Source organism: Variimorphobacter saccharofermentans (genome assembly GCF_014174405.1).
Lineage (GTDB): Bacteria > Bacillota > Clostridia > Lachnospirales > Lachnospiraceae > Mobilitalea > Mobilitalea saccharofermentans.
In genome coordinates, this window is record NZ_JACEGA010000001.1 from 1,595,894 (window position 1) to 1,618,457 (window position 22,564).

17 protein-coding genes and 1 pseudogene are annotated in these 22,564 nt (G+C 36.7%); 17 read left to right on the forward strand and 1 reads right to left on the reverse strand.

The features are described 5' to 3' along the window. Nucleotides 1–12: 12 nt before the first annotated feature. A complete protein-coding gene (locus tag H0486_RS06965; protein ID WP_228352310.1) occupies nt 13–681 on the forward strand; it encodes a GntR family transcriptional regulator in 669 nt (222 codons plus the stop codon). 246 nt (nt 682–927) lie between these two features. Here H0486_RS06965 and abc-f read toward each other — a convergent pair whose 3' ends face one another. Then, nucleotides 928–2,907: a ribosomal protection-like ABC-F family protein gene (gene abc-f / locus H0486_RS06970; RefSeq protein ID WP_228352311.1), complete on the reverse strand. Its 1,980-nt coding sequence runs from the start codon at nt 2,905–2,907 to the stop codon at nt 928–930. A gap of 250 nt (nt 2,908–3,157) precedes the next feature. Between abc-f and H0486_RS06975 the strand changes: the two genes are divergently transcribed. The 16 genes and pseudogenes from H0486_RS06975 to rlmH all read left to right on the forward strand — a co-directional run bounded on the left by H0486_RS06975 (nt 3,158) and on the right by rlmH (nt 22,563). After that, nucleotides 3,158–4,411: a transposase gene (locus H0486_RS06975; RefSeq protein WP_228352312.1), complete on the forward strand. Its 1,254-nt coding sequence runs from the start codon at nt 3,158–3,160 to the stop codon at nt 4,409–4,411. A gap of 316 nt (nt 4,412–4,727) precedes the next feature. Then, nucleotides 4,728–5,362: pseudogene (locus H0486_RS18675) on the forward strand (redox-sensing transcriptional repressor Rex). Nucleotides 5,363–5,418: 56 nt separating this feature from the next. Next, entirely contained in the window at nt 5,419–6,024 is a 606-nt protein-coding gene (locus H0486_RS06985; RefSeq protein WP_228352313.1) for a coiled-coil domain-containing protein, read from the forward strand. 43 nt (nt 6,025–6,067) lie between these two features. Further along, a complete protein-coding gene (gene acpS, locus H0486_RS06990; RefSeq protein WP_228352314.1) occupies nt 6,068–6,433 on the forward strand; it encodes a holo-ACP synthase in 366 nt (121 codons plus the stop codon). Continuing rightward, a complete protein-coding gene (locus H0486_RS06995) occupies nt 6,430–7,971 on the forward strand; it encodes an NAD(P)H-hydrate dehydratase (RefSeq protein ID WP_228352315.1) in 1,542 nt (513 codons plus the stop codon). The genes acpS and H0486_RS06995 overlap by 4 nt, the downstream gene beginning before the upstream one ends. A 5-nt stretch (nt 7,972–7,976) precedes the next feature. Further along, the gene (gene alr, locus H0486_RS07000) at nt 7,977–9,143 is read left to right on the forward strand and encodes an alanine racemase (RefSeq protein WP_228354382.1); all 1,167 of its coding nucleotides are present in this window, start codon (nt 7,977–7,979) and stop codon (nt 9,141–9,143) included. 103 nt (nt 9,144–9,246) lie between these two features. After that, nucleotides 9,247–9,603: a type II toxin-antitoxin system PemK/MazF family toxin gene (locus H0486_RS07005; RefSeq protein ID WP_228352316.1), complete on the forward strand. Its 357-nt coding sequence runs from the start codon at nt 9,247–9,249 to the stop codon at nt 9,601–9,603. A 32-nt stretch (nt 9,604–9,635) separates the two neighbouring features. After that, complete coding sequence (locus H0486_RS07010; RefSeq protein WP_228352317.1) at nt 9,636–10,994, forward strand: hemolysin family protein; 1,359 nt, start codon at nt 9,636–9,638, stop codon at nt 10,992–10,994. A 542-nt stretch (nt 10,995–11,536) separates the two neighbouring features. Then, on the forward strand, nt 11,537–13,342 hold the full coding sequence (locus H0486_RS07015; protein ID WP_228352318.1) for a sensor histidine kinase: 1,806 nt from the start codon (nt 11,537–11,539) through the stop codon (nt 13,340–13,342). Beyond that, nucleotides 13,335–14,942 (forward strand): response regulator transcription factor, encoded by a 1,608-nt coding sequence (locus H0486_RS07020; RefSeq protein WP_228352319.1) that lies wholly within the window; start codon nt 13,335–13,337, stop codon nt 14,940–14,942. Before H0486_RS07015 ends, H0486_RS07020 begins: the two co-directional genes overlap by 8 nt. Before the next feature lie 258 nt (nt 14,943–15,200). Continuing rightward, nucleotides 15,201–16,958 (forward strand): type 2 periplasmic-binding domain-containing protein, encoded by a 1,758-nt coding sequence (locus H0486_RS07025; RefSeq protein ID WP_228352320.1) that lies wholly within the window; start codon nt 15,201–15,203, stop codon nt 16,956–16,958. 162 nt (nt 16,959–17,120) lie between these two features. Continuing rightward, nucleotides 17,121–18,749, forward strand: a complete 1,629-nt coding sequence (locus tag H0486_RS18550; RefSeq protein WP_330594455.1) for an ABC transporter permease — start codon at nt 17,121–17,123, stop codon at nt 18,747–18,749. A 13-nt stretch (nt 18,750–18,762) separates the two neighbouring features. Beyond that, nucleotides 18,763–19,656 carry a carbohydrate ABC transporter permease gene (locus H0486_RS07035; RefSeq protein ID WP_228352321.1) on the forward strand — a complete coding sequence of 298 codons (894 nt, stop codon included), beginning with the start codon at nt 18,763–18,765 and terminating at the stop codon, nt 19,654–19,656. 209 nt (nt 19,657–19,865) lie between these two features. Next, complete coding sequence (locus H0486_RS07040) at nt 19,866–21,203, forward strand: transposase family protein (RefSeq protein WP_228351154.1); 1,338 nt, start codon at nt 19,866–19,868, stop codon at nt 21,201–21,203. 324 nt (nt 21,204–21,527) lie between these two features. Next, nucleotides 21,528–22,112 (forward strand): histidine phosphatase family protein, encoded by a 585-nt coding sequence (locus H0486_RS07045; protein WP_228352322.1) that lies wholly within the window; start codon nt 21,528–21,530, stop codon nt 22,110–22,112. Continuing rightward, nucleotides 22,084–22,563: a 23S rRNA (pseudouridine(1915)-N(3))-methyltransferase RlmH gene (gene rlmH, locus H0486_RS07050; protein WP_228352323.1), complete on the forward strand. Its 480-nt coding sequence runs from the start codon at nt 22,084–22,086 to the stop codon at nt 22,561–22,563. The genes H0486_RS07045 and rlmH overlap by 29 nt, the downstream gene beginning before the upstream one ends. Nucleotide 22,564: the final 1 nt, after the last annotated feature.

The following is a 22,564-nucleotide window of genomic DNA, read 5'->3' on the forward strand; positions in this document are numbered from 1 at the left end:
GGAGGTAATTCCTTGGAAGATTTTAATCTTCACAAAGAGGTGACAGATAAATATTCCTTAAGAGGTAGAGTGTTTAACAAGATAAGAGAAGATATTCTGGCTGGAGTCTATAAGGAAAATGAAGAGCTTAAGGAAAACACAATCGGTTTAGAACTGGGTGTAAGTCGTACACCGGTTCGAGAAGCGCTAAGGCAGCTGGAATTGGAAGGCTTGGTAACAATCATACCAAATAAGGGAGCCTATGTAACCGGAATTACATCAAAGGACATCCATGATATCTATATGATCCGTTCCTATCTGGAAGGATTGTGTGCAAAATGGGCTTGTGATCATATCACAGAAGCTCAGATAGAAGCATTGGATGAGGTACTTTATCTGTCGGATTTTCATGCAAGAAGAGGGCATAATGAGCAATTAGTTGAACTGGACAATAAATTTCATGAGCTAATCTATAAAGCCTCCGGAAGCAAAATACTGGAGCATGTACTTACTGATTTTCACCATTATGTGGAGAGAGTTCGTAAAATTACATTATCCAGACCAAGTAGAGCCACAAAATCAAGCGCTGAGCATGCTGCGATACTGGATGCAATCCGTAGACGTGACGGGAAGCTGGCAGAAGCTTTAGCAAACGAGCATATTATGAACACCATTCAGAATATAAGCGATCAGGGTTTATAAAACTCCGAGAAACTTTACTTATAGCCATAAGGGGCTGTTAAAAAATAAATGAATGGGCTTTGACTTACCATAATACACTGTCGGAAGAACTTGTTGCTGTATTTTATATGAATCAGGCGAATATTTATGTATGCGAATATAAATATTCGCATGAGACATATAAAATCAGTAACATGTACTTCTGTCTGTGTGTGAGGTAAGTCAAAGCCCATTCATTTATTTTTTAACAGCCCCAATTTTATACCTTTATTCTTCAGAGGCTAGGCTTTCCCATTGCTCCAGCAGCTCTTCCAAACGTATTTCAAGCTCCTTCTTTTCATTGTTTAGCTCAAGTAATTTTGAAACATTGGTATAAATTTCTTCTTTTGTCAATAAAGCATCGATTTCTTCAGAGCGAAGCTCCAATTGATGAATTTCCTCCTCCGTCTTCTTCAAATCATTCTTCCTCTTACGGATTTTGGCTTGCTCCTCCTTTTGCTGCTGCCAGGTCTGCTTGTTATCGCTATCGTTTTCTTTTGTAGTCGTTGCAGACCTCGAAGATAACGAAGCAGGAAAAGCTCCTGGCTTCGTACCGTAAAGGGCTTGCTGAGAAATCGTTGATCGGCCTAAGTAAGCGGCCTCAACCTCTGGCTTTTTTTCTAGATAATAATCATAATTACCAATATAGTTAAGTAAGGTTTGCTCGGTCAAATCTAAGATTCTGGTAGCAGTCTTATTAATAAAATATCGATCATGGGATACATATAATACAGTGCCCTGATACTGATTGATTGCATTCTCAAGAATCTCTTTAGAGGTTATATCCAGATGATTAGTCGGCTCGTCGAGGATCAATAGATTTGCCTCGGATAGCATAAGCTTTGCCAGAGATACCCTGCCACGTTCACCACCGCTGATGTCTTTGATGCGCTTGAATACGTCATCTTCAGTAAATAGAAATGCTGCCAAAATGTTGCGTATGGTTGTATTATCTAAGTTGGGATAAGTATCCTGTAATTCGTCAAATAATGTTTTATCGGGATCCAGAACCTGATGCTCCTGGTCATAATATCCAACATGAACCTTTGAGCCCAGCTTAATTTCACCTTGATCAGCTTTGACCTGACCATTGATTATTTTAAGTATGGTGGTTTTACCAGTACCGTTGTTACCGATAATAGCTACTTTTTCGCCACGTTTGATTTCAAAGTTAAGATTGGTAAATAGCGTGAGATTCCCATAGGATTTCGCAAGATCTGTAACCTTCAGCACATCATTCCCGCTTATTATTCGCGGTTCAAGATGAAAATGCATCTCGGAATGGTCTGTCGGACGTTCTATGCGTTCGATTTTCTCCAGCATCTTTTCACGACTCTCGGCACGTTTAATGGATTTTTCGCGATTAAAGGAGCGAAGCTTTGCAATTACCTCCTCCTGATGCTTTATTTCCTGCTGTTGATTCAGATATTGCTTCAGCATAGCATTACGAAGCATTTCTTTTTTCTGCGCATATACAGAATAGTTTCCCTCAAAGGATTGGCATTTCATATTATCCAATTCCACAACCTTCGATACAACCTTATCTAAAAAATAACGGTCATGGGCAACAACAATAACTGCTCCATTATAATTAAGTAAAAAGGTCTCCAACCAGGCGATGGATATTAAATCTAAATGGTTGGTGGGCTCATCCAGTAGTATAATATCTGGTTTTGATAATAGTAACTTACCCAGAGCAATTCGGGTTTTTTGTCCACCGGATAAGGTATTCACTTTTTTATCAAATTCCTCTTCCATGAAGCCCAGACCTTTTAATATACCGGTAACTTCACTCTGATAGGCATATCCGTTTTTAATCTCAAACTCGTGCATCAGGCGGGTATAGGTGCTAAGCATCTGATTTAACTCTGCGCCCTCTGCATGCTTCATATCCTGCTCTAATTTTCGAATGTTAGCATCCAGATCAATAACATCCTGCTTCACCGTTAGCATCTCATCAAGGATACTATTTTCAGATGTTAGATTTTGGTGCTGGGCAAGATAACCAATCGTACTACCCTTTGCAAGAATAACCTCTCCTTCATCAGCAGACAATTCTTTCATAATAATCTTTAATAAAGTAGACTTTCCGGCACCGTTAATTCCGACGATTGCAACCTTTTCCTTCTCGTTTACATGAAAAGAAACATTCTTCAAAATCTCGGTGGTTCCGAAAGACTTACTGATATTTTGACATGCAAGTATCATAATATAATCCCTCATTTATCGTATTGGATAGATAATCAAACACTCCATATTTTATCATAGGATATCCAACAAGTAAAGTTGGGTTGAACTTGAGTTTCCGTAGTTTTATCCACAGTATCCCTGTTTCATCAGTATTGTAATAAACAACTTTTAGAAAATGCCCAAAATATAAGGAATCCTCATCCTTTTTGTAGTAGAATAATGGTGTCTAAGCAAAATCTACACTAAACAATAAAGAAAGGGACTCCTTATGCTTAATTCTACTACAAATACTTACACTTTGAAACGTGAAATTTTATCTTTTTCAAACAAAATATCCCGAAAGCTTTCCAAACCGGATCGAAAGTTTACTGCAGACATGACTTATGGCATGTTAGCTTCTGGCAGTTGCCTTCTGACTGATGTTGTGGATCAGCTTCACGAAGATTCCAAAAAGGTCAACAGCGTGGAAAGACTTACCCGACATCTCAATAAGGGAATCCATAATTCTGCCTTGTCTTCGTATCTGCATACAATACGTAAATGGGTGCCGGATCAACCAGTTATCCATATCGATGATAGTGATATCATCAAGCCTGACGGCTACAAGTTCGAAGCACTGGGACTTGTTCGGGATGGTTCCAAAAGCACCGATACCAAAAATGTCTATGAGAAGGGCTACCATGTAACAGAGGCTTGTGTTATGACTAAAAGCAATCATCCTGTCAGCATTTATTCTAAAATCCATTCTTCAAAAGAAAAGACCTTCACCTCTGTCAATAACGTAACCTTTGATGCCATGGAGCGCGGAAAAGCAATGTTTGGCAAAGCTACTTTTGTAATGGACAGGGGCTATGATGATAATAAGATGTTTCTTAAGCTTGATGAATTAAAGCAGGACTATGTGATCCGACTTACAGCTAAAAGAAAGCTACTTTTTCATAACAAATGGGTGGCCGCTACTGAACTGCGAAATCGTCGAAAAGGCAAAATCACAACACCTGTGTTCTATAAGGGCAAAAAAAGGGAAGCTTATCTATCCCATGTGAAGGTTCAAATCACTGCATCCAGAAAGGATATTTATCTGATTCTTGTCTATGGCATCACAGAGCATCCGATGATGCTCGCAACAAACAAGGAAATAAAGTCCCGAGAAGATGTAATACGAATTGCAAGGCTTTATTTCTCCCGCTGGCGCATTGAGGAATATTTCCGCTGCAAGAAACAGGTTTTCCAGTTTGAAAACTTCCGTGTCCGGAAGCTGAAAGCAATTAATGCTCTCAATTTTTATATCACCTTGTGTATGGCATTTCTTGCTCTGGTTTCAATGAAAGCAGAAACAAATGCCCTAAAGGTTTCAATCATACAGACAGCAGCTCCTGTTAAGGAGAAAGTTCAGTTCTGCTATTATCGGTTAGCAAAAGGTATCTCCGGCATACTCTCGTATGCAAAAGAAGGCGTCAGGCTATGGTTCAGGACAAAACGTCCTGCATACCGTCAACTTTGCTTTAAGCTAATCGCTTAAATAGATAAAAGAATACTTATCCCGAAGTCCGGTTTTAAACGGGGCTTATTAAGCTTCTTCTGATCTAGATACTGCCACTCTTACACTTAAAAAAATCAGCAAATTGGCACTGTCATTAGATTTATTCATTTTCAAAGTGCAATTTGCGGAAACTCAAGGGGTTGAATTGAAGCACAGGATATATAGGGTGACATCCCATAATATGTTAATTATACAAGCAAAAGATTGACTTATTCTTAACAATTTAATATAATAATGATATTATTCTATATCATAATTTCAACATATTAATGCGTGCAGAGAAGGAGGAAACACATTGTATAAGAAAGAGATTTCCAAAGCGGTTATCAATAGATTACCTAGATACTATCGCTACTTGGGTGATTTATTGGAGAAGGATGTTGTACGTATTTCTTCTAAGGAATTAAGTGAGAAGATGAAAGTAACGGCATCACAAATCAGACAGGATTTGAATAATTTTGGTGGTTTCGGACAGCAAGGTTATGGATATAATGTTGAATATCTCCACTCTGAGATAGGGAAAATACTTGGACTTGATACAAAATATAATGTCATTATTATTGGTGCTGGTAATCTCGGACAAGCATTAGCGATTATGTGGATTTTGAACGTAGAGGTTTCTATGTTAGAAGCATCTTTGACATAAATCCGAGTCTGGTAGGAACAGAAATACGTGGAATCACAGTTAGACATTCCGATGAATTGGAAGAATATATTAAGAAGAACAAGACTGATATTGCTGCAATAACGGTACCTAAGACAAAAGCAGTAAGTATTGCTTCTGACCTTGCAAAATGGGGAGTCAGAGGTATATGGAACTTTGCACCTACCGACTTAAATCTCCCTAAGGATGTCACCGTTGAAAATGTTCATTTGGCTGAAAGTCTAATGAAACTTTCTTATCGGTTATCCGGTAGAACAGAGCAATAACAGTTAATCTTGTATGATGGGATTTGCAGAGTTATAATCCACTCAGGAGGAAATGTATGGGAAGAAGAACGAAAGGTATTAATTTTCATAGTATTGTTAAGAATAAAAAGCTCCCGATTCTGACAATCGATACGCGTTGGCATGAATTATTTCCTGATGATTGGAAGACTGCAGAGATTAGAGAGCTTGAAGCAAAGGTCAATAATCTGTTGAAACGACAAGGAAAGCTCGGTAATGATATAAAGGATTTGAAGAAGCTGAAGAGCAACTTATTAAAAGATATTGTTATCAATATGGATATTGGCAATGATTCGATGAAAAAAGTTAAAGAAAAAAAGAGGGAAAAAAATAAGCAATATATTGAAGAGATCAATGAGAAAATTGATCAGTATATGAATGAGCTCGGTGATTTGCCATATCAGATTAAGGAAGCCAATGAAGCACTTATGGCTGCCAGCGTTCAAATATGTTATAAGAGGCTTGAGCAAAACAACCAGGAGCTTGACGAAGTCATGGATGAGGTTAATAAATTAAGAGCGCAAATAAAAGAAAAGCTATTAATTAAGCAGGACCTGGAAGAGAGAAATTCAATGATTTATACATACATGCATGACATTTTTGGCGCTGAGATTACGGATATGCTGGATAGACATCATAATTGATTTTATACGGAATTAACATTGATGCAGACAAACGGAGGAATTTGTGATTACCGGAATTGGAGTGGACCTAATTGAAATAAATAGAGTACTAAAAGCATGCCAGAAAGAAAGCTTTATGAGACGGTGCTTTACGTCAAAGGAAATCGATCTAATACGGGAAGATTCCAAAAAGGCAGCCGATAATTTTGCGGTAAAGGAAGCAGTGGCGAAGATGTTTGGTATAGGATTTCGCGGATTTTCATTAACGGATATAGAGGTTTTACGTACGAAAGAAGGCAAACCGTATGTTAACCTGTATGGTAGTGCTGCTGAGATAGCGAAGCGTCAGGGAACTGCGGTCATTCATGTATCCATTACGAATACAAAAGAGTATGCCAATGCATTTGTCGTAGGGGAGGCAGCAGAATGAAATACGCAGTAGATGCTAGTAAAATGAAGCAAATAGATGAGTTTACCATAGAAAAGATAGGAATCCCGGCTATGGTACTTATGGAACGGGCAGCCTATGAAACAGTGTCTGTTATTAAGAGGAATATAAAAAGAACGGACCGAATACTAGTAGTATGCGGTACTGGTAATAATGGTGGAGATGGAGTTGCAGCAGGTAGAATTCTGTATGGAGAGGGCTACGATGTTGCTATTCTTTTTATCGGAGAGGAAACGAAGTGTTCACCTCAGATGAAGGAGCAATTAGCAATCGCACGGAATTTAGAGCTTCCTTTTGAAAACTGCAACAAGCTTCATGCATATAATATAATTATTGATGCGATATTCGGAGTGGGATTAACGAGGCCTATATCCGGTTATTATGCTGACATTATCGAACAGATTAACGCATCACAAAGTAAAGTGTTTTCCGTGGATATTCCCTCCGGAATAAGTGCAGACAGTGGAAAACTTATGTCAATCGCAGTGAAAGCCGATTATACCATTACGTTTGGCTATCAAAAACATGGTCTGCTTCTATACCCAGGCGTGGAATATGCGGGTAAAATTATTGTAGCTGATATTGGTTTTCCAAAGATTGCGGCGGAACAAGCAAATTTGGACACCTTTTATTATGAGAAGGAGGACTTGAATAGACTTCCATTAAGAAAAAGCTATAGTAATAAAGGCTCCTATGGAAGAGTACTTGTCATTGCGGGAAGCAAGGGTGTGAGTGGAGCTGCATATCTATCAGCAAAATCGGCATATCGATGCGGAGCAGGTCTGGTGAAGGTCATGACCTCTGAAGAAAACCGAGCAATTATTCAGACATTATTACCGGAGGCTTTGTTTTCTGCATATGATGAAGTAACGGAGGATTCTGAAGGTAGACTAAGAAGGTTATTATCAGAACTGGACTGGGCTTCTGTGATAGTAGTAGGACCAGGATTAGGTCAAACGAAAGAGGCTGAATATCTGCTGGATATTGTAATGAATAAAGCCAAGGTACCAGTAATTTATGACGCAGATGCAATTACGCTATTGGCCGGATGGATGGATTATCAGAAACTGGCGGGCCAAAGTCGAATAGATTACTTAACAGAACGATTACAAGAACAGTCAGTATTAACACCACATTTAAAGGAATTATCCCGTTTGATTAGGGTGCCTGTCTCAGATATTTCCGATAATCTGATTGACACTGCAATTCAATGTTCGTATAATAGTAAGTTGACATATGTTATGAAAGATGCTCGCACGATTGTATCTCATCAACACCAGCGATATATCAATGTGTCTGGAAATCATGGTATGGCAACTGGTGGAAGCGGAGATGTGCTGACGGGAATAATAGCAGCACTCATCGCTCAGGGGATGACACTTTTTGAAGCCTCCTGTCTTGGAGTATACATTCATGGTTATGCAGGAGATGTTGCTGCACAGGAAAAAGGGCATTATTTTATGATGGCGGAGGATCTAATTAACGCACTTGAAAAAGTATTACAATTGAAAGGCCAGTGAAAGTGATGAAACAGGAATACACATCTCGAGAAGGAAGAGAGTATTATCGGGCTCAGGCGAATGTTAATTTGAATGCAATTAAACATAATATTGCTGAGGTTAAGAAAAAGCTGAACCCTAGCACAATGTTAATGGCGATTATAAAAGCGGATGCTTATGGTCATGGCGCGATACCGATTGCAAAGGCAGTTGGGGAATGTGGTATGATTGACGCTTATGGAGTTGCAATTATTGAAGAAGCACTAGAACTAAGGGAGGCAGGTATTCAGAAGCCAATTCTCATTCTGGGTTATACACCTAAGGAACAGTACGATTTAATCGTTGCGAATGATATATCTCAGACAGTATATCAATATGATATGGCAGAAGCACTTTCGGATGAAGCAGTACGACAGGGAAAAACAGCAAAGCTCCATATTAAAATAGATACGGGTATGGGACGTATCGGTTTCACCGATACCGAAGAAACTATCTCAACTATTAAACGAATTAAAGCACTTCCAGGTATTCAGATTGAAGGTGTGTTTTCCCACTTTGCAAAAGCGGATGAAATGGATCGTGAAGCTACACTTCTTCAGTTGAAACGTTATAAGAATATGATTGATCGTCTGGAAAAAGAACAGATTACAATACCGATAAAGCATATAGCAAATAGTGCTGGAATTATTGAATTCCCGGATGCGTATTTTAATATGGTACGTGCTGGAATTGTAATATACGGAATTTATCCTTCTGATTGTGTAAATCAAAAGGAAATTAAATTAATCCCGGCAATGGAGTTAAAAACGCATGTTATATATGTAAAAGAAGTTCCTGCTGGATGTGCAATAAGCTACGGTGGTACGTTTATAACAAGTAAACCGACAAAGATCGCAACTATTCCGGTTGGTTACGCAGACGGTTACTCCAGAAATTTATCAAATCACGGTAAGGTAATTATACACGGACAATATGCACCCATCATAGGAAGAATATGCATGGATCAGTTTATGGTGGATGTTTCAAATATAGAAAATGTAAATCAGGGAGATGTTGTAACACTCCTTGGAAGAGATGGTGATTCTTATATATCGGTGGAAGAACTGTCTGAATGGTCTCATTCTTTCCCGTATGAATTAGTATGTACCGTAGGAAAAAGAATTCCCAGGGTATACATAATGGAGGAACAATAGAAGAAAGATATCGGAATAATCTATGAAACGAACACACTTTATGGAATACACACGAAGAAACTGGCAATAATAAGGTTAAGCTTAATATTGGAGTGTGAATAAAGTGGTTATTAAACGAGGAGATATCTTCTATGCGGATTTAAGACCGGTAGTCGGATCCGAACAGGGTGGTGTCAGGCCGGTTCTGATTATTCAGAATGATACAGGAAATAAACATAGTCCTACTGTTATATGTGCGGCCATTACATCAAAAATGAATAAAGCAAAGCTTCCTACCCATGTGGAGCTGGATGCTGAAAAATATGGTATTGTAAAGGACTCCGTTATTTTACTGGAGCAAGTCAGGACTATTGATAAATCAAGACTTAAGGAAAAAGTCTGTCATTTGGATCGGGATGTATTAAAGAAAATTGATAAGGCACTTATCATTAGTTTTTCTTTAGATACATATTTCAGATAATTACATGAGGATAAAGGAGAACGGAATTAATTATGGATAATGACAATCCCATATCAGGAATAGTTAGTATCATCCTCTTAATTATAGTGAATGCTGTGGTTTCCGGAGCAAAAGCATCACTACTTCATATCAATGAAAATAGTGTTAGAAAGAAAGCGGAGGCAGGGCATAAGCGTGCAGGTAAATTAATCAAAATGCTTGACAAGTCAGCTAATTACTTGAATGTGTTTGATCTGCTATTAAGCTTTACAAATATAAGTATTGGTATGATCTATTTTTCTCGGGTTTTATCTGGAACTGAGACAACCCTTATGAAAAGCAATTTTTTTAATGCATATAGTTATCTAAAACCAGTCTACATCATAGTAACTTCAATTATATTGGTACTGATTACAGTTTTATTTGGAATTGTATTACCTAAAAAAATCGCGATAAAACATGCGGAGAATACGATTTATCCAATGATAGGATTAATTCAGCTGATTGGTTTCGTGGTGTATCCGTTTTCATGGATACTAGAAAAAACAATGAATCTGCTTCTTAGGATAGTCGGAATAAAACCTTCAGAGTTAGCGGATAGTGTGACAGAGGAAGAGATATTATCCATCGTAAATGAAGGGCATGAACAGGGAGTATTTGATGCCGGTGAGGCGGAGATGATATCGAATATTATTGAGCTGGATGATAAAGAAGCAAGAGATATTATGACCTACAAGAAAAAAATCGTAGCAGTAAATTCTGAGATGTCAGTGGAAGAAGCACTTAAGTTCATGCTTGCTGAAAAGTATTCAAGGTATCCCTTGTATGAAGGCAACAGGGATAATATAATTGGAATTCTTCACATGAAGGATGTAATCAGCGCATACATATCAGAGGAGTTAAGAAGTAAATCCCTGAGAGAAATTGCAAGAGAACCCTATTTTGTTCCTGACACACAAAATATTAATATATTATTTCATGATATGCAAACGAAGAACATTCATATGGCAATTGTGATTGATGAATATGGACAGACTGCCGGGTTAGTTGCATTAGAGGATTTCCTTGAAGAAATCGTCGGTAATATTAATGATGAATATGATATTGATGAAAACATGGTGATAGCTGCGGATGAACATAGCATCACTGTGAATGGATCAATCAGATTAGAAGAGTTGTCGAAAGATCTGGAGATTGAGCTTAATAATGAAGATTTTGATACATTGAACGGGCTTCTAATTTCCCTATTAGACCGAATTCCAGGAGATGGAGAACAAATTTCCTTAGATTATCAAGAATATCATTTTGATATACTGGAAACCAGTAATAATATGATTCAAAAGGTAAAAATCTCAAAATTACCTGAGGAAACTACCACAGAAGATGGTCAGGAAGCAGAAGAACCGGCATGATAATACTACAAAAGAGGTCCTTACTAATAGTCAAATGACTATTTCGTAAGGACCTCTCTTGTTATACAGCAGGGGAGCTGTATAACTATAGCGTATAATAGGGTGGGAGTAGAAAGTGTTTTATCACTGTCTATGTTCATAGTTTAAAGTGAAAATGTGTCGATAATGTGTTGATTTTATTAAATAAGAGTTAAATTAGAAAAGAAATTATAAAATTATTAGTATCAAGAGAACTAAAAGAGGGTGTTCAATGGTTTATACCTTGAACACCCTCTTTGATATTTATAATGTAGGGAGGAGGAAAATGAAAATTATTCATTTACTAGTTATTAGTATAAATGGTATATATGATAAAACTATGGATAGAATAAAGACTTTTTGTGAACAAATTGGTTCATTTTTATGTCAATTTACGTATATTGGTAGGAAACATACATACTTACTATATTTTATTCGCTTGCATATCAGTGTCTCATTGTGTAAAATGAAGATGCGGATTTTTGTAGGTTATTTGTACTATATGAAGATTGTAAAGGATATTTATGGTGAAAATGACGTTAAATAATTTTAAAATAAGAACCAAGCTTCTGTTAATATATTTCTTCTGTGTCTTGATGCCCCTCATATTCACAGATGGAATCATACTTTATTCTATTCAGAGAAATGCCAGACAGGATCAGCTTACAGCATTAAAGGATGCAATGAAGCGTTTGGAGTATAATTTGGATGAAATAGTAAATGGAAGTATTCTGTTTACCCACAACTTGTATACCGATCAGCTTTTAAATGATTTTCTAAACCATCAGTATAGTAGTAGTCTTGACTATTACTATAATTATACAATGATGCAAAGAAATAACAGCCTAAGTTATAATTATAACTATGGCATACTTACGAAAATAGAGATTTTTGCAGACAATGATACGCTGTTAAGCGGAGGAAAAATATCCTCTTTAAATAAGGTGAAGAATTCACAGTGGTATCAGTCCTTTATGAAAAGTGGAGAGGATGTATTTCTCTATACCTATTATGATGAGATGAAGAAGAAAATCCCCGGCAGTGGCTCTAGTAGGACAATAAGTATTATTCGAAAACTAGATCATTTTGGATACAATGGTATTGAGAAGATTTTAAAGATTGATATTGATTATAATGTAATGCTGCAGGATGTTTTAAATGAAAAGATAGATGGGCAAATCTATGTTAGAAACAAAGATTATATTCTGTTCTCCAATCTTCCAAAGGATAATAGTGTGAAGGAATATATGAGTGCTCGCGTACTAGATGAGGTTAAGCCTACTATTTCCAGAACCTTTCAGATTGGACGTCAGGATTGGGAGATAGTGATAGTAACTAAGGAAAAACCATTCTGGAGCATTATTTTTGAGAATAAGGAAGTTATTATTCTTATATTACTGAATATTGCATTGCCTACATTATTGATATATCTGGTTGGAAAGTCAATAAGCAAGCGTTTATCCATGGTAGCTGCCTATATCGGAAAGGTGGAACAGGAGCAGTTTGAAGTGATATCCTGTCAAGAGGGCGATGATGAAATTGGCAAATTAATTCGCAATTATAATATGATGGTTCTAAGGATTAAAGACCTGATTGAAGTAGTATTTAAAGGTAATGCTGAAAAACAAGCATTGGAGCTTTCAAAAAAGCAGGCAGAGCTGAAAGCCATACAGAGTCAGGTGAATCCACATTTTCTATATAATACCTTAGAGACTATTCGTATGCGTAGTTTGATAAAAAACGAAGACGAAACAGCGGATATTATTGGAGAATTAGCTGTGCTGTTCCGTAAAAGTATGAATTGGGGATCTGATTTTGTTACGCTCAATGAGGAAATGAGCTTTATAGAGAAATATATTAAAATTCAAAAATACCGGTTTGGTGATAAAATCAAATACTATCACTATGTCATGGAAGAATGTAAGAATTATTATATACCCAAATTATCAATCGCTACATTTGTTGAAAATGCTTGTATCCATGGAATTGAGGCTATGTCCACTGAGGGTGTAATCTCTATAACGATTACTCAGAATTCAGAATTTCTTAATATTGAAATATCTGATAACGGAAAAGGCTTTGAGGATCAGGAGTTAGAGCAATTAAGGTGGTCGTTTGAGCATGCGGATAATAAATTATTAAATGAATCCAAGAGTACCGGAATGTTAAATGCATTCCTGCGACTAAAGATGTTTTGCGAGGGTAAATTGTCTTTTGAAGTTGATAGCTCCATTGACAATGGAACGGATATTACAATTCAACTTCCGCTACAATATGTAATCACTAATATGGATCAAAAGGATGGCAAGGAGGATATAACGAATGATTAAGGTATTGATAGTAGATGATGAGCCTTTTATCCGTCAGGGACTAAAGATATTAATTAACTGGAATCAGTACGGGTTTGAAGTTGCAGGGGAGGCAGCTAACGGAAAAGAAGCAGTAGAACTAATGAAAAGCAATGTGTTTGATTTAGTTATTACCGATATAAAAATGCCGCAAATGGATGGATTGGAGCTGATAGAATATACTAGGGAGCATTTATCAGGTAAAGTTGGATTTATTATCTTAAGTGGTTTTTATGAGTTTGATTATGCCAAAAAAGCAATCCGTTTTGGTGTTGTGGATTATGTATTAAAACCGATTCAAAAGGATGAATTAGTACGGGCTCTGGAGGATTATAAGGAACGATATTATGCAGCAAAGGAAAGTCAGAGAAAGCTGGAATACTCTGAGAAAATATTGCTGGATCGTAGCATTTGCAATCTGGTTAACGGAAATTATATTGAGGAAGACCTGATGTATGTAAAAAATAACATATTAGGAGATATCGGTATTCGCTATATTAGTATAGAGTATGATGTGGCAGATGATACATTTATGAATTTAACCAATGAGGAAAAGAAAAGAGCAACAAGCCTTCTATATAATATACTAAGGGATTGCCTTGGTGATAACTGGTATCATATATATAAGGAAATGAATAATTACGATGAAGATTATTCGGTAGGTTTTATATATGTAAAGAAAATTGCAGAATTGGCAGGAATGAACGAAAAAGAATATATAAACTGGCTTTATGAAAAAATCACTGAGAGGATAAAATATAAACTGGTTTTGTTTATCGGACAAAAAGTGGACAAGCTGGAGACAATTTCAGAATCATATAAATCTGCCACCATTGCAAAGGCTTTTCGAAAGTTTTCTAAAGAGAAAGATATCTCTTATTATGATGAGATTCAGGAAAATACCATTACCAACAAAAGCTACTTTGATAAAGAGGTAATGGATGTTCTAATACGAGCAATTGAGGAAAATGATATGGAAGGAATCAATCGTCAGATTGAAGTATTATATAAGCACCTTAAGGAGATGGTTGTGGAGCCTGATATTATTAAAATAAACTTGGATTATTTAATTTATAATTTAATTCATATCGCAAAGGAATTGGATCCGGACAGTGATCAGGAAGAGGTTTATAAAATGATTAGTCAGGGTGGCTACAAACAGTTTGTTGTGAGAGGAAGTATAAAGCATTTTCAGGAATTCGCTATAGAATTCTCCAATTATCTGAGTCAGATTAGGCAACATGCATTTGGAGGAGTTTTAAGTGAGATAGAGAAAGAAATTACAGAGCATTATATGGATAATCTGACATTAAAGTCATTAAGTGAAAAGTACTATATTAATAGCGCTTATCTGGGCCAGATATTCAAGAAGAAATATGGCAGTTCCTTCAAGGATTATTTGAATAATTATCGTATCGAGCGAGCAGCAGAATTACTAATTCGTTCTGATGATAAAATTTATCTGGTATCCTCAGCTGTCGGTTTTAACAATACAGATTATTTTATCAGTAAGTTCGTTCAGCAGAAAGGAATAACGCCTCTTCAATATCGTAAGCAGTTCCTTACAGCAAAACGAAGTTAACAAATTAGAAATACAATTTATGTAAAAATTATGCTTTTCATCATGATTTCAGTAAACCTGTCTAATATTGTTTGTGCTAATTGCTGTCATTATTAAATGTTGTAATAATTATTATAGTAAATGTGCATACTTAGATATATAGTTTTTTGTATTTAAACTATACTTCCTACATTGTTTATTTTGTAAACAAATGTTAGAATTAGATTAACCAATAGCAATACGAAGTCAAGCATTGGTAAAATAGTATAGGGAGGAAATATGATGAAAAAAATCAAAACATTGATTACTCTTATTTTAGTGATCTCAATGTTGTCTTCCATTATGGTTGGTTGTGGTAAGAAAGAAGAAACCAACAATAATCAAGGAACAACATCTCAGACTGAGGACACTAAAAAGGATGACGCAGCTGCTCAAGATGATAAGACAGCAGATAGCGATACTCCTGCAGAAATCAAACAATTTACAATGTTTAATGCAGTACCTGGAACTGAAGTTCCGGATGATAACAGATTATTAAACGTTATCAAAGAAAAAACTGGAGCATGGGCAAAGGTTACATGGCTTACCGGACAGACAGCAGAAGAGAGAATCGGTGTAATGATAGCAGGTGGAGATTATCCTGACTATATTACAGGTTCTACTGGTACAGCAGCTTTATTAGAAGCAGGCGCATTAATTCCGATTGATGAATATTGGGATGATTATCCGAATATTAAGAACTATTTATCAGAAGCTGAATGGAATAAGTGCAGACAGGCAGATGGTCATATTTACTGGATTCCTCAATTCGGTATTATCCAAGGAAAAGATGCTGCTACCTATCATTGGGACGAAGCATTCTGGATTCAGAAAGATGTTCTTATCTGGGCTAACTTCCCTAAGATCAGAACTATGGATCAGTACTTTGATTTAATTGAAGATTATTTAAAAGCTCATCCTACCACAGAAGATGGTCAGGAAACAGTTGGTTTCTCCATGAGTACAGAAGACTGGAGATACTTCGGTATCGAAAATCCTCCGTTGTTCTTAATGGGTTATCCTAACGATGGTGCTTGTATCGTAGATCCTGAAACAGAAACAGCAATTGACTACAATACAATACCGGAAGCAAAAGATTATTACAAGAAAATGAACGAAGCATGGAACAGAGGCTTAGTTCATCCTGAAACCTATACAATGTCATACGATCAGTATATCGCTTTATTATCATCAGGTAGAGTATTAGGTACACTTGATCAGATGTGGAACTTCAATACTGCTCAGGAAGCATTAATTACAGCAGGTAAGCCTGGTAAGACTTATGTTCCGCTGCCTATTACCTTCTCCGAGGATATCAAGGATAGATGGCATAGTCCTTCTGCACTTGACGTATCCAACGGTTTATCAATTACAACAAGCTGTAAGGATATTCCTGGCGCTATGAAATTTATGGATGACCTTCTTTCCCCTGAAATCATGACCTTAAGAAGCTGGGGTGAAGAAGGAAAAGATTACATGGTTGGCGAAGACGGTGTGTTCTATAGAACTGAGGAACAGATTGCAAACTCAAACAACCAGGATTGGGTAACAGATAACTTAGTAAATGGTGCATATGCATATTTCCCTCACTATGAAGGAATGCTGGCTGATGGTATCAATACACAGGATCCTAAGAATCAGCCTAATGAATTCTACAACTCCTTATTTGATGTAGAAAAACAACTTCTTGATGGATATGGTTATAAGACCTTCCTTGACTTCTTAAGTTCTGACGAAGAAAATGAACCTTGGTATCCGATGTGGTCCTTTACTAACAACTGGACTAACGATACTCCTGAAGGTTTAGCAAAAACAAAGATCACAGAGTTAAAGCATAGCTGGTTACCTAGAGTTATGATGGCTCCAGCAAATGAATTTGATGCTTTATGGGATGAATATCAGGCAACTTATAAAGAAGAGGTAGATGTTGATGCATATCTTGATGCATTAACTACCGAAATTCGTCGTAGAGCAGCAGTTGCACGTGGCGAAGAATAATATGAATCATAAGTTTCTAAGATAGATTCGTCTTTCATACAATAGGGTGTCTTAAAGAAACGGATTTAAGGCACCCTATTATTCATGAAATATACGCAATTTGATGTTGGAAATAATGAACAAATAGATGTTCTTTTTATAAAGTTAGACTGGAGGCATTGTATGAAAAAGCGTAAACCATATTATATTATTATAGCTGTGTTATGTTTTGCATCTATAATTAATATATTTATTCCCTACTTAAAGCTTCCTGCCAGAGAACCGGTGAATGATGGTCATGTTTTAAACCTTGAAGAAGCAGCATTAGAGAGTCGTATTATAAATAAGATAGCGAAAGAAGAGGGCTTTAAAAGGTCCGTAATATATGGTGTTGCAAAAGATATATTAAAAGGGAAAGAATTTGAAGTTATTGTGGAAGACTTAGCAGAAGACGAATACTACATAGTGGATGTTGTATCTTCTGCCATAGATAATAAAATAGCTGAATTACAGAATATTGACGATTATAATGAATCAGAGTATTCCTTCTTAGGCATAATTAAATTATCGGCCTCGATTATTAAGCATTTAGAACGGGATGTTATTGATGCAGTTATCGTTATAATATGTACAATCGTAACGGTTGTTTTAACGCTTATAGCTGGAATTTATATGTGGATTACCAAAGGTATGAAGCAATATAATGTGGTTAGAAGATTAGCTTTTGCTGCAGTAATATTATCTGCACTTGGATTAATTAGTTCAAACTCTATTAGTATTGGAGCATTGCAGGTTGAAAATTTTTATTCAAAGAACTGGGGTCCAGGCTTCTTTGTAATAATCATTATAAATGCTACTGTCTTTCTTCTGGCTACCATCGCATCTTATCATGAAAAGGTAGAAGGTTTTGTAACATGGAGAATGGTAGTAAGACAGAAGCAGCTTATTCTTATGGCTATACCATTTGTTATTTATGCGTTAATTTTTAATTATGGACCATTAGCAGGCTGGGTAATGGCATTCCAGAAATATAAACCCGCTGCAAAAGATCAGTTGTGGGTAGCCTGGGATAAGTTTAAGTTTTTGTTCTCGAACAAAGAGTTTATTGGTGTATTTCGAAATACAGTTGCAATGAGCTTGATTAACTTAGTATTTAGCTTTGTATTTTCCATTGCATTTGCTTTGTTATTGAACGAGGTAGTAAATAAGAAGGGTAAGAAAATTGTACAGACCGTATCTTATCTGCCTCACTTCCTATCATGGATTATTGTAGCAGGTATTGTAAGAGATGTTCTATCCATGGAGACAGGTATCATCAATGATTTGTTGTTAAGAACCTCACTCATCGATTCTCCTATCAACTTCTTTGCAGATCCTAAGTATTTCTGGTGGATCATTGGATTTGCAGTGGTTTGGAAGGAGACAGGATGGAACAGTATTATATATCTCTCAGCAATAACATCCATAAGCCCGGATCTTTATGAAGCGGCTTCCATTGATGGTGCAGGCAGATTTAAGAAAATGCTTCATATTACCCTGCCCGGTATAAAGCAAACAATATTTGTATTGCTGATCATAAATCTGGGTATGATTATGAACTCCGGCTTCGAAGCTCAATATTTGTTAAAAACAGACTTAGTAGAAAAGACTGCAGACGTAATTGATATCTTCGTATTGGATTATTCCTTTGGTGCAGGAATTGACTTCTCCCTGGGTACCGCTGCCGGTATATTTAGGAGTGCTGTTAGTATCATTTTAATATTCCTCGCGAACCGTGCAACTAAAGCTGCTGGTCAAGACGGACTTTTCTAAGGGAGGGATGAAAATGAAGAAACGAGGAAATAAAAAGAGTGCAGCAGATTATGCATTTATAACCGTAAATACTATTATTTTAGTATTATTTTGCGTTGTAACATTATATCCTATCCTTAATACGTTAGCGATATCATTAAATGAAGGTATGGACGCGATTAAGGGCGGTATCTACCTTTGGCCTAGAAGATTTACTTGGGAAAACTATTATACCGTTATAAAAAAGGATAACTTGTTAACGGCAATTAAGATTTCTGTATTAAGAACAGTAATTGCTACCTTCCTACACATGTTTACAACAGCCTTATTGGCTTATGTTTTATCCAGAAAGGAATTCTTATTTAACCGTTCGGTAACGTTGTTTTACGTACTTACCATGTATGTGAGCGGTGGTTTAGTTCCTACGATGTTATTATTTAAAGGCTTACACCTTACCAATAACTTTTGGGTATATATCATCCCTGGTATGGTTAGTGCGTTTAATATGATCGTTATTCGTACTTATATGAATGGATTACCTGACGGATTAGTTGAATCTGCGCAGGTGGATGGTGCAGGACATATGAGGATATTCTTCCGAATTATTATTCCTCTGTGTAAGCCGGTTCTTGCGGTAGTAGCATTATTCATCGCAGTTGGACAATGGAATTCCTGGTTTGACTCAATGATTTATAATCCAGGAAGACCGGATTTGACAACATTGCAGTTTGAATTACAGAAGCTGTTGACCTCAGTATCCATGCAATCCGGTAGTGCAAGTACTATGAAGAATGCTAAGAATGCGGTAACACCAGTTTCTATCCGGTCCGCTACAGCAATATTCACCGCATTACCAATTGTATGTCTATATCCATTCCTTCAGAGATATTTCATTGCCGGCTTAACAATCGGTGGTGTGAAGGAGTAATTCTTAATTTGATAATAATTATGAAAGGCAGGGGTACTTCCTTAAAGGAAGCGATCCTCTGCCTTTTTTACGCTCTAAAGTAAGGGCCTGAAAATAGTCAGGAATGAAAGGTAAATATTTTTCGCACTAATTTATCAGAAGATTAAGGCTAGTAAGATGATATTGTGATAAACTAAAAGAAAAGTTTTTCACAAAGGAGTATTTTACTAATGAAAAGAGCTGAGAAAAGACAGTTAAAAAAATCCGAGGGTAATCCTCTAGTTGAACTTTTGAAAGTGCAGAAACATTTTTATAGTAATCTTTGGAATGATTTTGCTGCGGTTCATGACCCGAGACATTCTAGTTATATCGATTATACATGTGATGTCATGCTGGCAATGCCTCTGATGAAAAATATTTGCGATATACGAAGCATGCAAGAAATGACCGAAACATTTAACACGGAAGATTGTATTGCGAATGCAGCGCTTATTACGGAGAAAAAGGAGCTATCAGAGCTACCGCATTATGTTACAGTAAATGATTTTTTAAGCCGTCTTAATCCGGATGAGCTCTCTAACATACGATCGAAAATGATAAAGGCTCTCATACGAAAAAGAAGCTTTGAAAAAGCACGATTCCTGGGACAACACTGGCTTGTCATCGTAGATGCGACTCAACTCTATACTTTTAATAATAAGAATGATGACCAATGTCTTACGAGAACATTTACGAATAAAGAGACTGGCGAAAAAACAACCCAATACTATCATAGCGTTTTGGAAGCGAAGATAGTGCTTGGCGATGATCTCGTTGTCAGTATTGCTAGTGAGTTTATTGAGAATGACGGGGAAGATACCAAAAAACAGAAGAAAATGAGTGTTGAAGAGATTAAGCAGGACTGTGAGACAAAGGCATTTGAGCGACTTGCTACAAAGCTCAAGAAAGCGTTTCCACGCCTGCCAATCTGTATCATGGGTGACAGTCTGTATGCCAGTGAAAAGGTGTTTCAAATCTGTGATGATAATCAGTGGAAATATCTTATTCGATTTAAAGATGGGAGTATTCCATCGGTAGCCACGGAATTCCATATATTAAAAGAACGCGAGGTTCAAAATCAGAGAGATGGTGCGCGATGGGTTAACGGAATCGGTTACAACAAGCGCATGGTAAATGTAATGGAGTTCATATTTCAAAAAGCAAAGAAACAATTGCGATTTCAATGGATTACAAACATTGAGATAACGAAGAAAAAGGTATTGGAGTTTACAGCAACAGGAAGAAAACGCTGGATGATAGAAAATGAAGGATTTAATATCCAGAAGAATTACAGGTATGAAATAACCCACGCCAATAGTAAGAATTATAATGCGATGAAAAATCACTACCTGATAACTCAGATAGCAGATATTATCCTGCAACTATATGAAAAAGCAATACCAATCATCAAGGAACTAAAGAAAAGCATAAAAAATATATCTTCTGATTTGTTAGCAAGCTTTGGACGGCAACTAACAAGAGAAGATATATCCTATACAGAGAAACGCACTTCGTTAAGCATTTCTTGATAGGAACAGTATACCAAAGGAAGTGATAACTGAAAAGAGTAAATTTCAAAAAGAATAGAAATCCACAAAAAAAATGAGCATAGAGAAGTGCGAGTATACGATGTGGATAACTTACCTGAGAAATGACAAAACAGAGGATAGATTTCCACAATTGATGTTTTGGGCGATAACAGGAGAACTTAACGATGTTTACCTTTCAGTTCTGGAAAATAGTACTTTTGCTTGTAAAATGTCAAAAAAGTATGTAAAATAAGAAGGTAGCATGTCTGCCCAGACCAATTTGGCGGGTGATTCGACAGACAAAAATTAATATGGGGGAAAACGATGCGAATTGGATTACTTAGACATTTTAAGGTGAATTGCCCACATAAAAAAATGATGACCTCTAAGGAGTTTCGGGAGTGGTCTGAAAAATATGAGGTATCGAAGGTTATTAAGAAAAAGGTTGATATGTATGGAATCGAGTGGGATATCTGCTATGTTAGTGATTTACCGAGAGCGATAACCACTGCAAAGGAAGTATATAGCGGGAATATACTGATTGATAAGCTTCTTCGGGAAGTGGATAATGCTCCTTTTATACATACGGAACGAATTCGATTACCCTTTGAGATTTGGCATATCTGTGGTAGACTGGCCTGGTATTTTAAGTCGAAAAGTCAGCCAGAAACAATCAATGGAACGAAAAAACGTATTAATATGTTTTTAGACCGTATCGATTGGTCAAAAGAGAACATATTAATTGTGTTTCACGGGTTTATGATCTATAATTTTCAGAAAGAGCTTCGAAAACGCGGCTTTAAAGGTGCAAAGTTAAAAATAGTTAAAAATGGTGTTCTCTACGAATATATACGAGAAGACCAGAAGGATATGGTAGAGAATGAAAATAACGCTGATTTGTGTGGGTAAGCTGAAGGAAAAATATCTGGTTCAGGGTGTTGATGAATATCTGAAGCGCCTAAGTAGGTATTGTACAATTGATATTATCGAGCTTCCTGATGAAAAGACACCCGATCGTGCTTCCGAGGCTTTAGAGGAGAGTATCAAACGTAAGGAAGGTGAGCGGATACTTAAGGTTCTGAAGGAGGACTCATATTGTATCGTATTGGCCATCGATGGTCATATGTTAACCTCCGAAGAACTCGCTAATAAAATAGATACACTCGGTATAACAGGAAACAGCCATATTACCATGATTATCGGAGGCTCTCTTGGTTTATCTGAGGAAGTAAATCGGCGTGCGGACTTCCGTTTGAGTTTTTCTAAGATGACTTTTCCTCATCAGCTAATGCGAATGATTTTACTGGAACAGATATATCGTGCGTATCGAATTATTCATAATGAACCGTATCATAAATAAA

Excerpts from the sequence above, each read along its gene's own strand:
- abc-f (WP_228352311.1), bottom strand. The coding sequence starts at position 2,907 with ATGATACTTGCATGTCAAAATATCAGTAAGTCTTTCGGAACCACCGAG.
- H0486_RS06975 (WP_228352312.1), top strand. The coding sequence starts at position 3,158 with ATGCTTAATTCTACTACAAATACTTACACTTTGAAACGTGAAATTTTA.
- H0486_RS06985 (WP_228352313.1), top strand. The coding sequence starts at position 5,419 with ATGGGAAGAAGAACGAAAGGTATTAATTTTCATAGTATTGTTAAGAAT.
- H0486_RS06995 (WP_228352315.1), top strand. The coding sequence starts at position 6,430 with ATGAAATACGCAGTAGATGCTAGTAAAATGAAGCAAATAGATGAGTTT.
- alr (WP_228354382.1), top strand. The coding sequence starts at position 7,977 with ATGAAACAGGAATACACATCTCGAGAAGGAAGAGAGTATTATCGGGCT.
- H0486_RS07010 (WP_228352317.1), top strand. The coding sequence starts at position 9,636 with ATGGATAATGACAATCCCATATCAGGAATAGTTAGTATCATCCTCTTA.
- H0486_RS07015 (WP_228352318.1), top strand. The coding sequence starts at position 11,537 with ATGGTGAAAATGACGTTAAATAATTTTAAAATAAGAACCAAGCTTCTG.
- H0486_RS07020 (WP_228352319.1), top strand. The coding sequence starts at position 13,335 with ATGATTAAGGTATTGATAGTAGATGATGAGCCTTTTATCCGTCAGGGA.
- H0486_RS07025 (WP_228352320.1), top strand. The coding sequence starts at position 15,201 with ATGATGAAAAAAATCAAAACATTGATTACTCTTATTTTAGTGATCTCA.
- H0486_RS18550 (WP_330594455.1), top strand. The coding sequence starts at position 17,121 with ATGAAAAAGCGTAAACCATATTATATTATTATAGCTGTGTTATGTTTT.
- H0486_RS07035 (WP_228352321.1), top strand. The coding sequence starts at position 18,763 with ATGAAGAAACGAGGAAATAAAAAGAGTGCAGCAGATTATGCATTTATA.
- H0486_RS07040 (WP_228351154.1), top strand. The coding sequence starts at position 19,866 with ATGAAAAGAGCTGAGAAAAGACAGTTAAAAAAATCCGAGGGTAATCCT.
- H0486_RS07045 (WP_228352322.1), top strand. The coding sequence starts at position 21,528 with ATGCGAATTGGATTACTTAGACATTTTAAGGTGAATTGCCCACATAAA.
- rlmH (WP_228352323.1), top strand. The coding sequence starts at position 22,084 with ATGAAAATAACGCTGATTTGTGTGGGTAAGCTGAAGGAAAAATATCTG.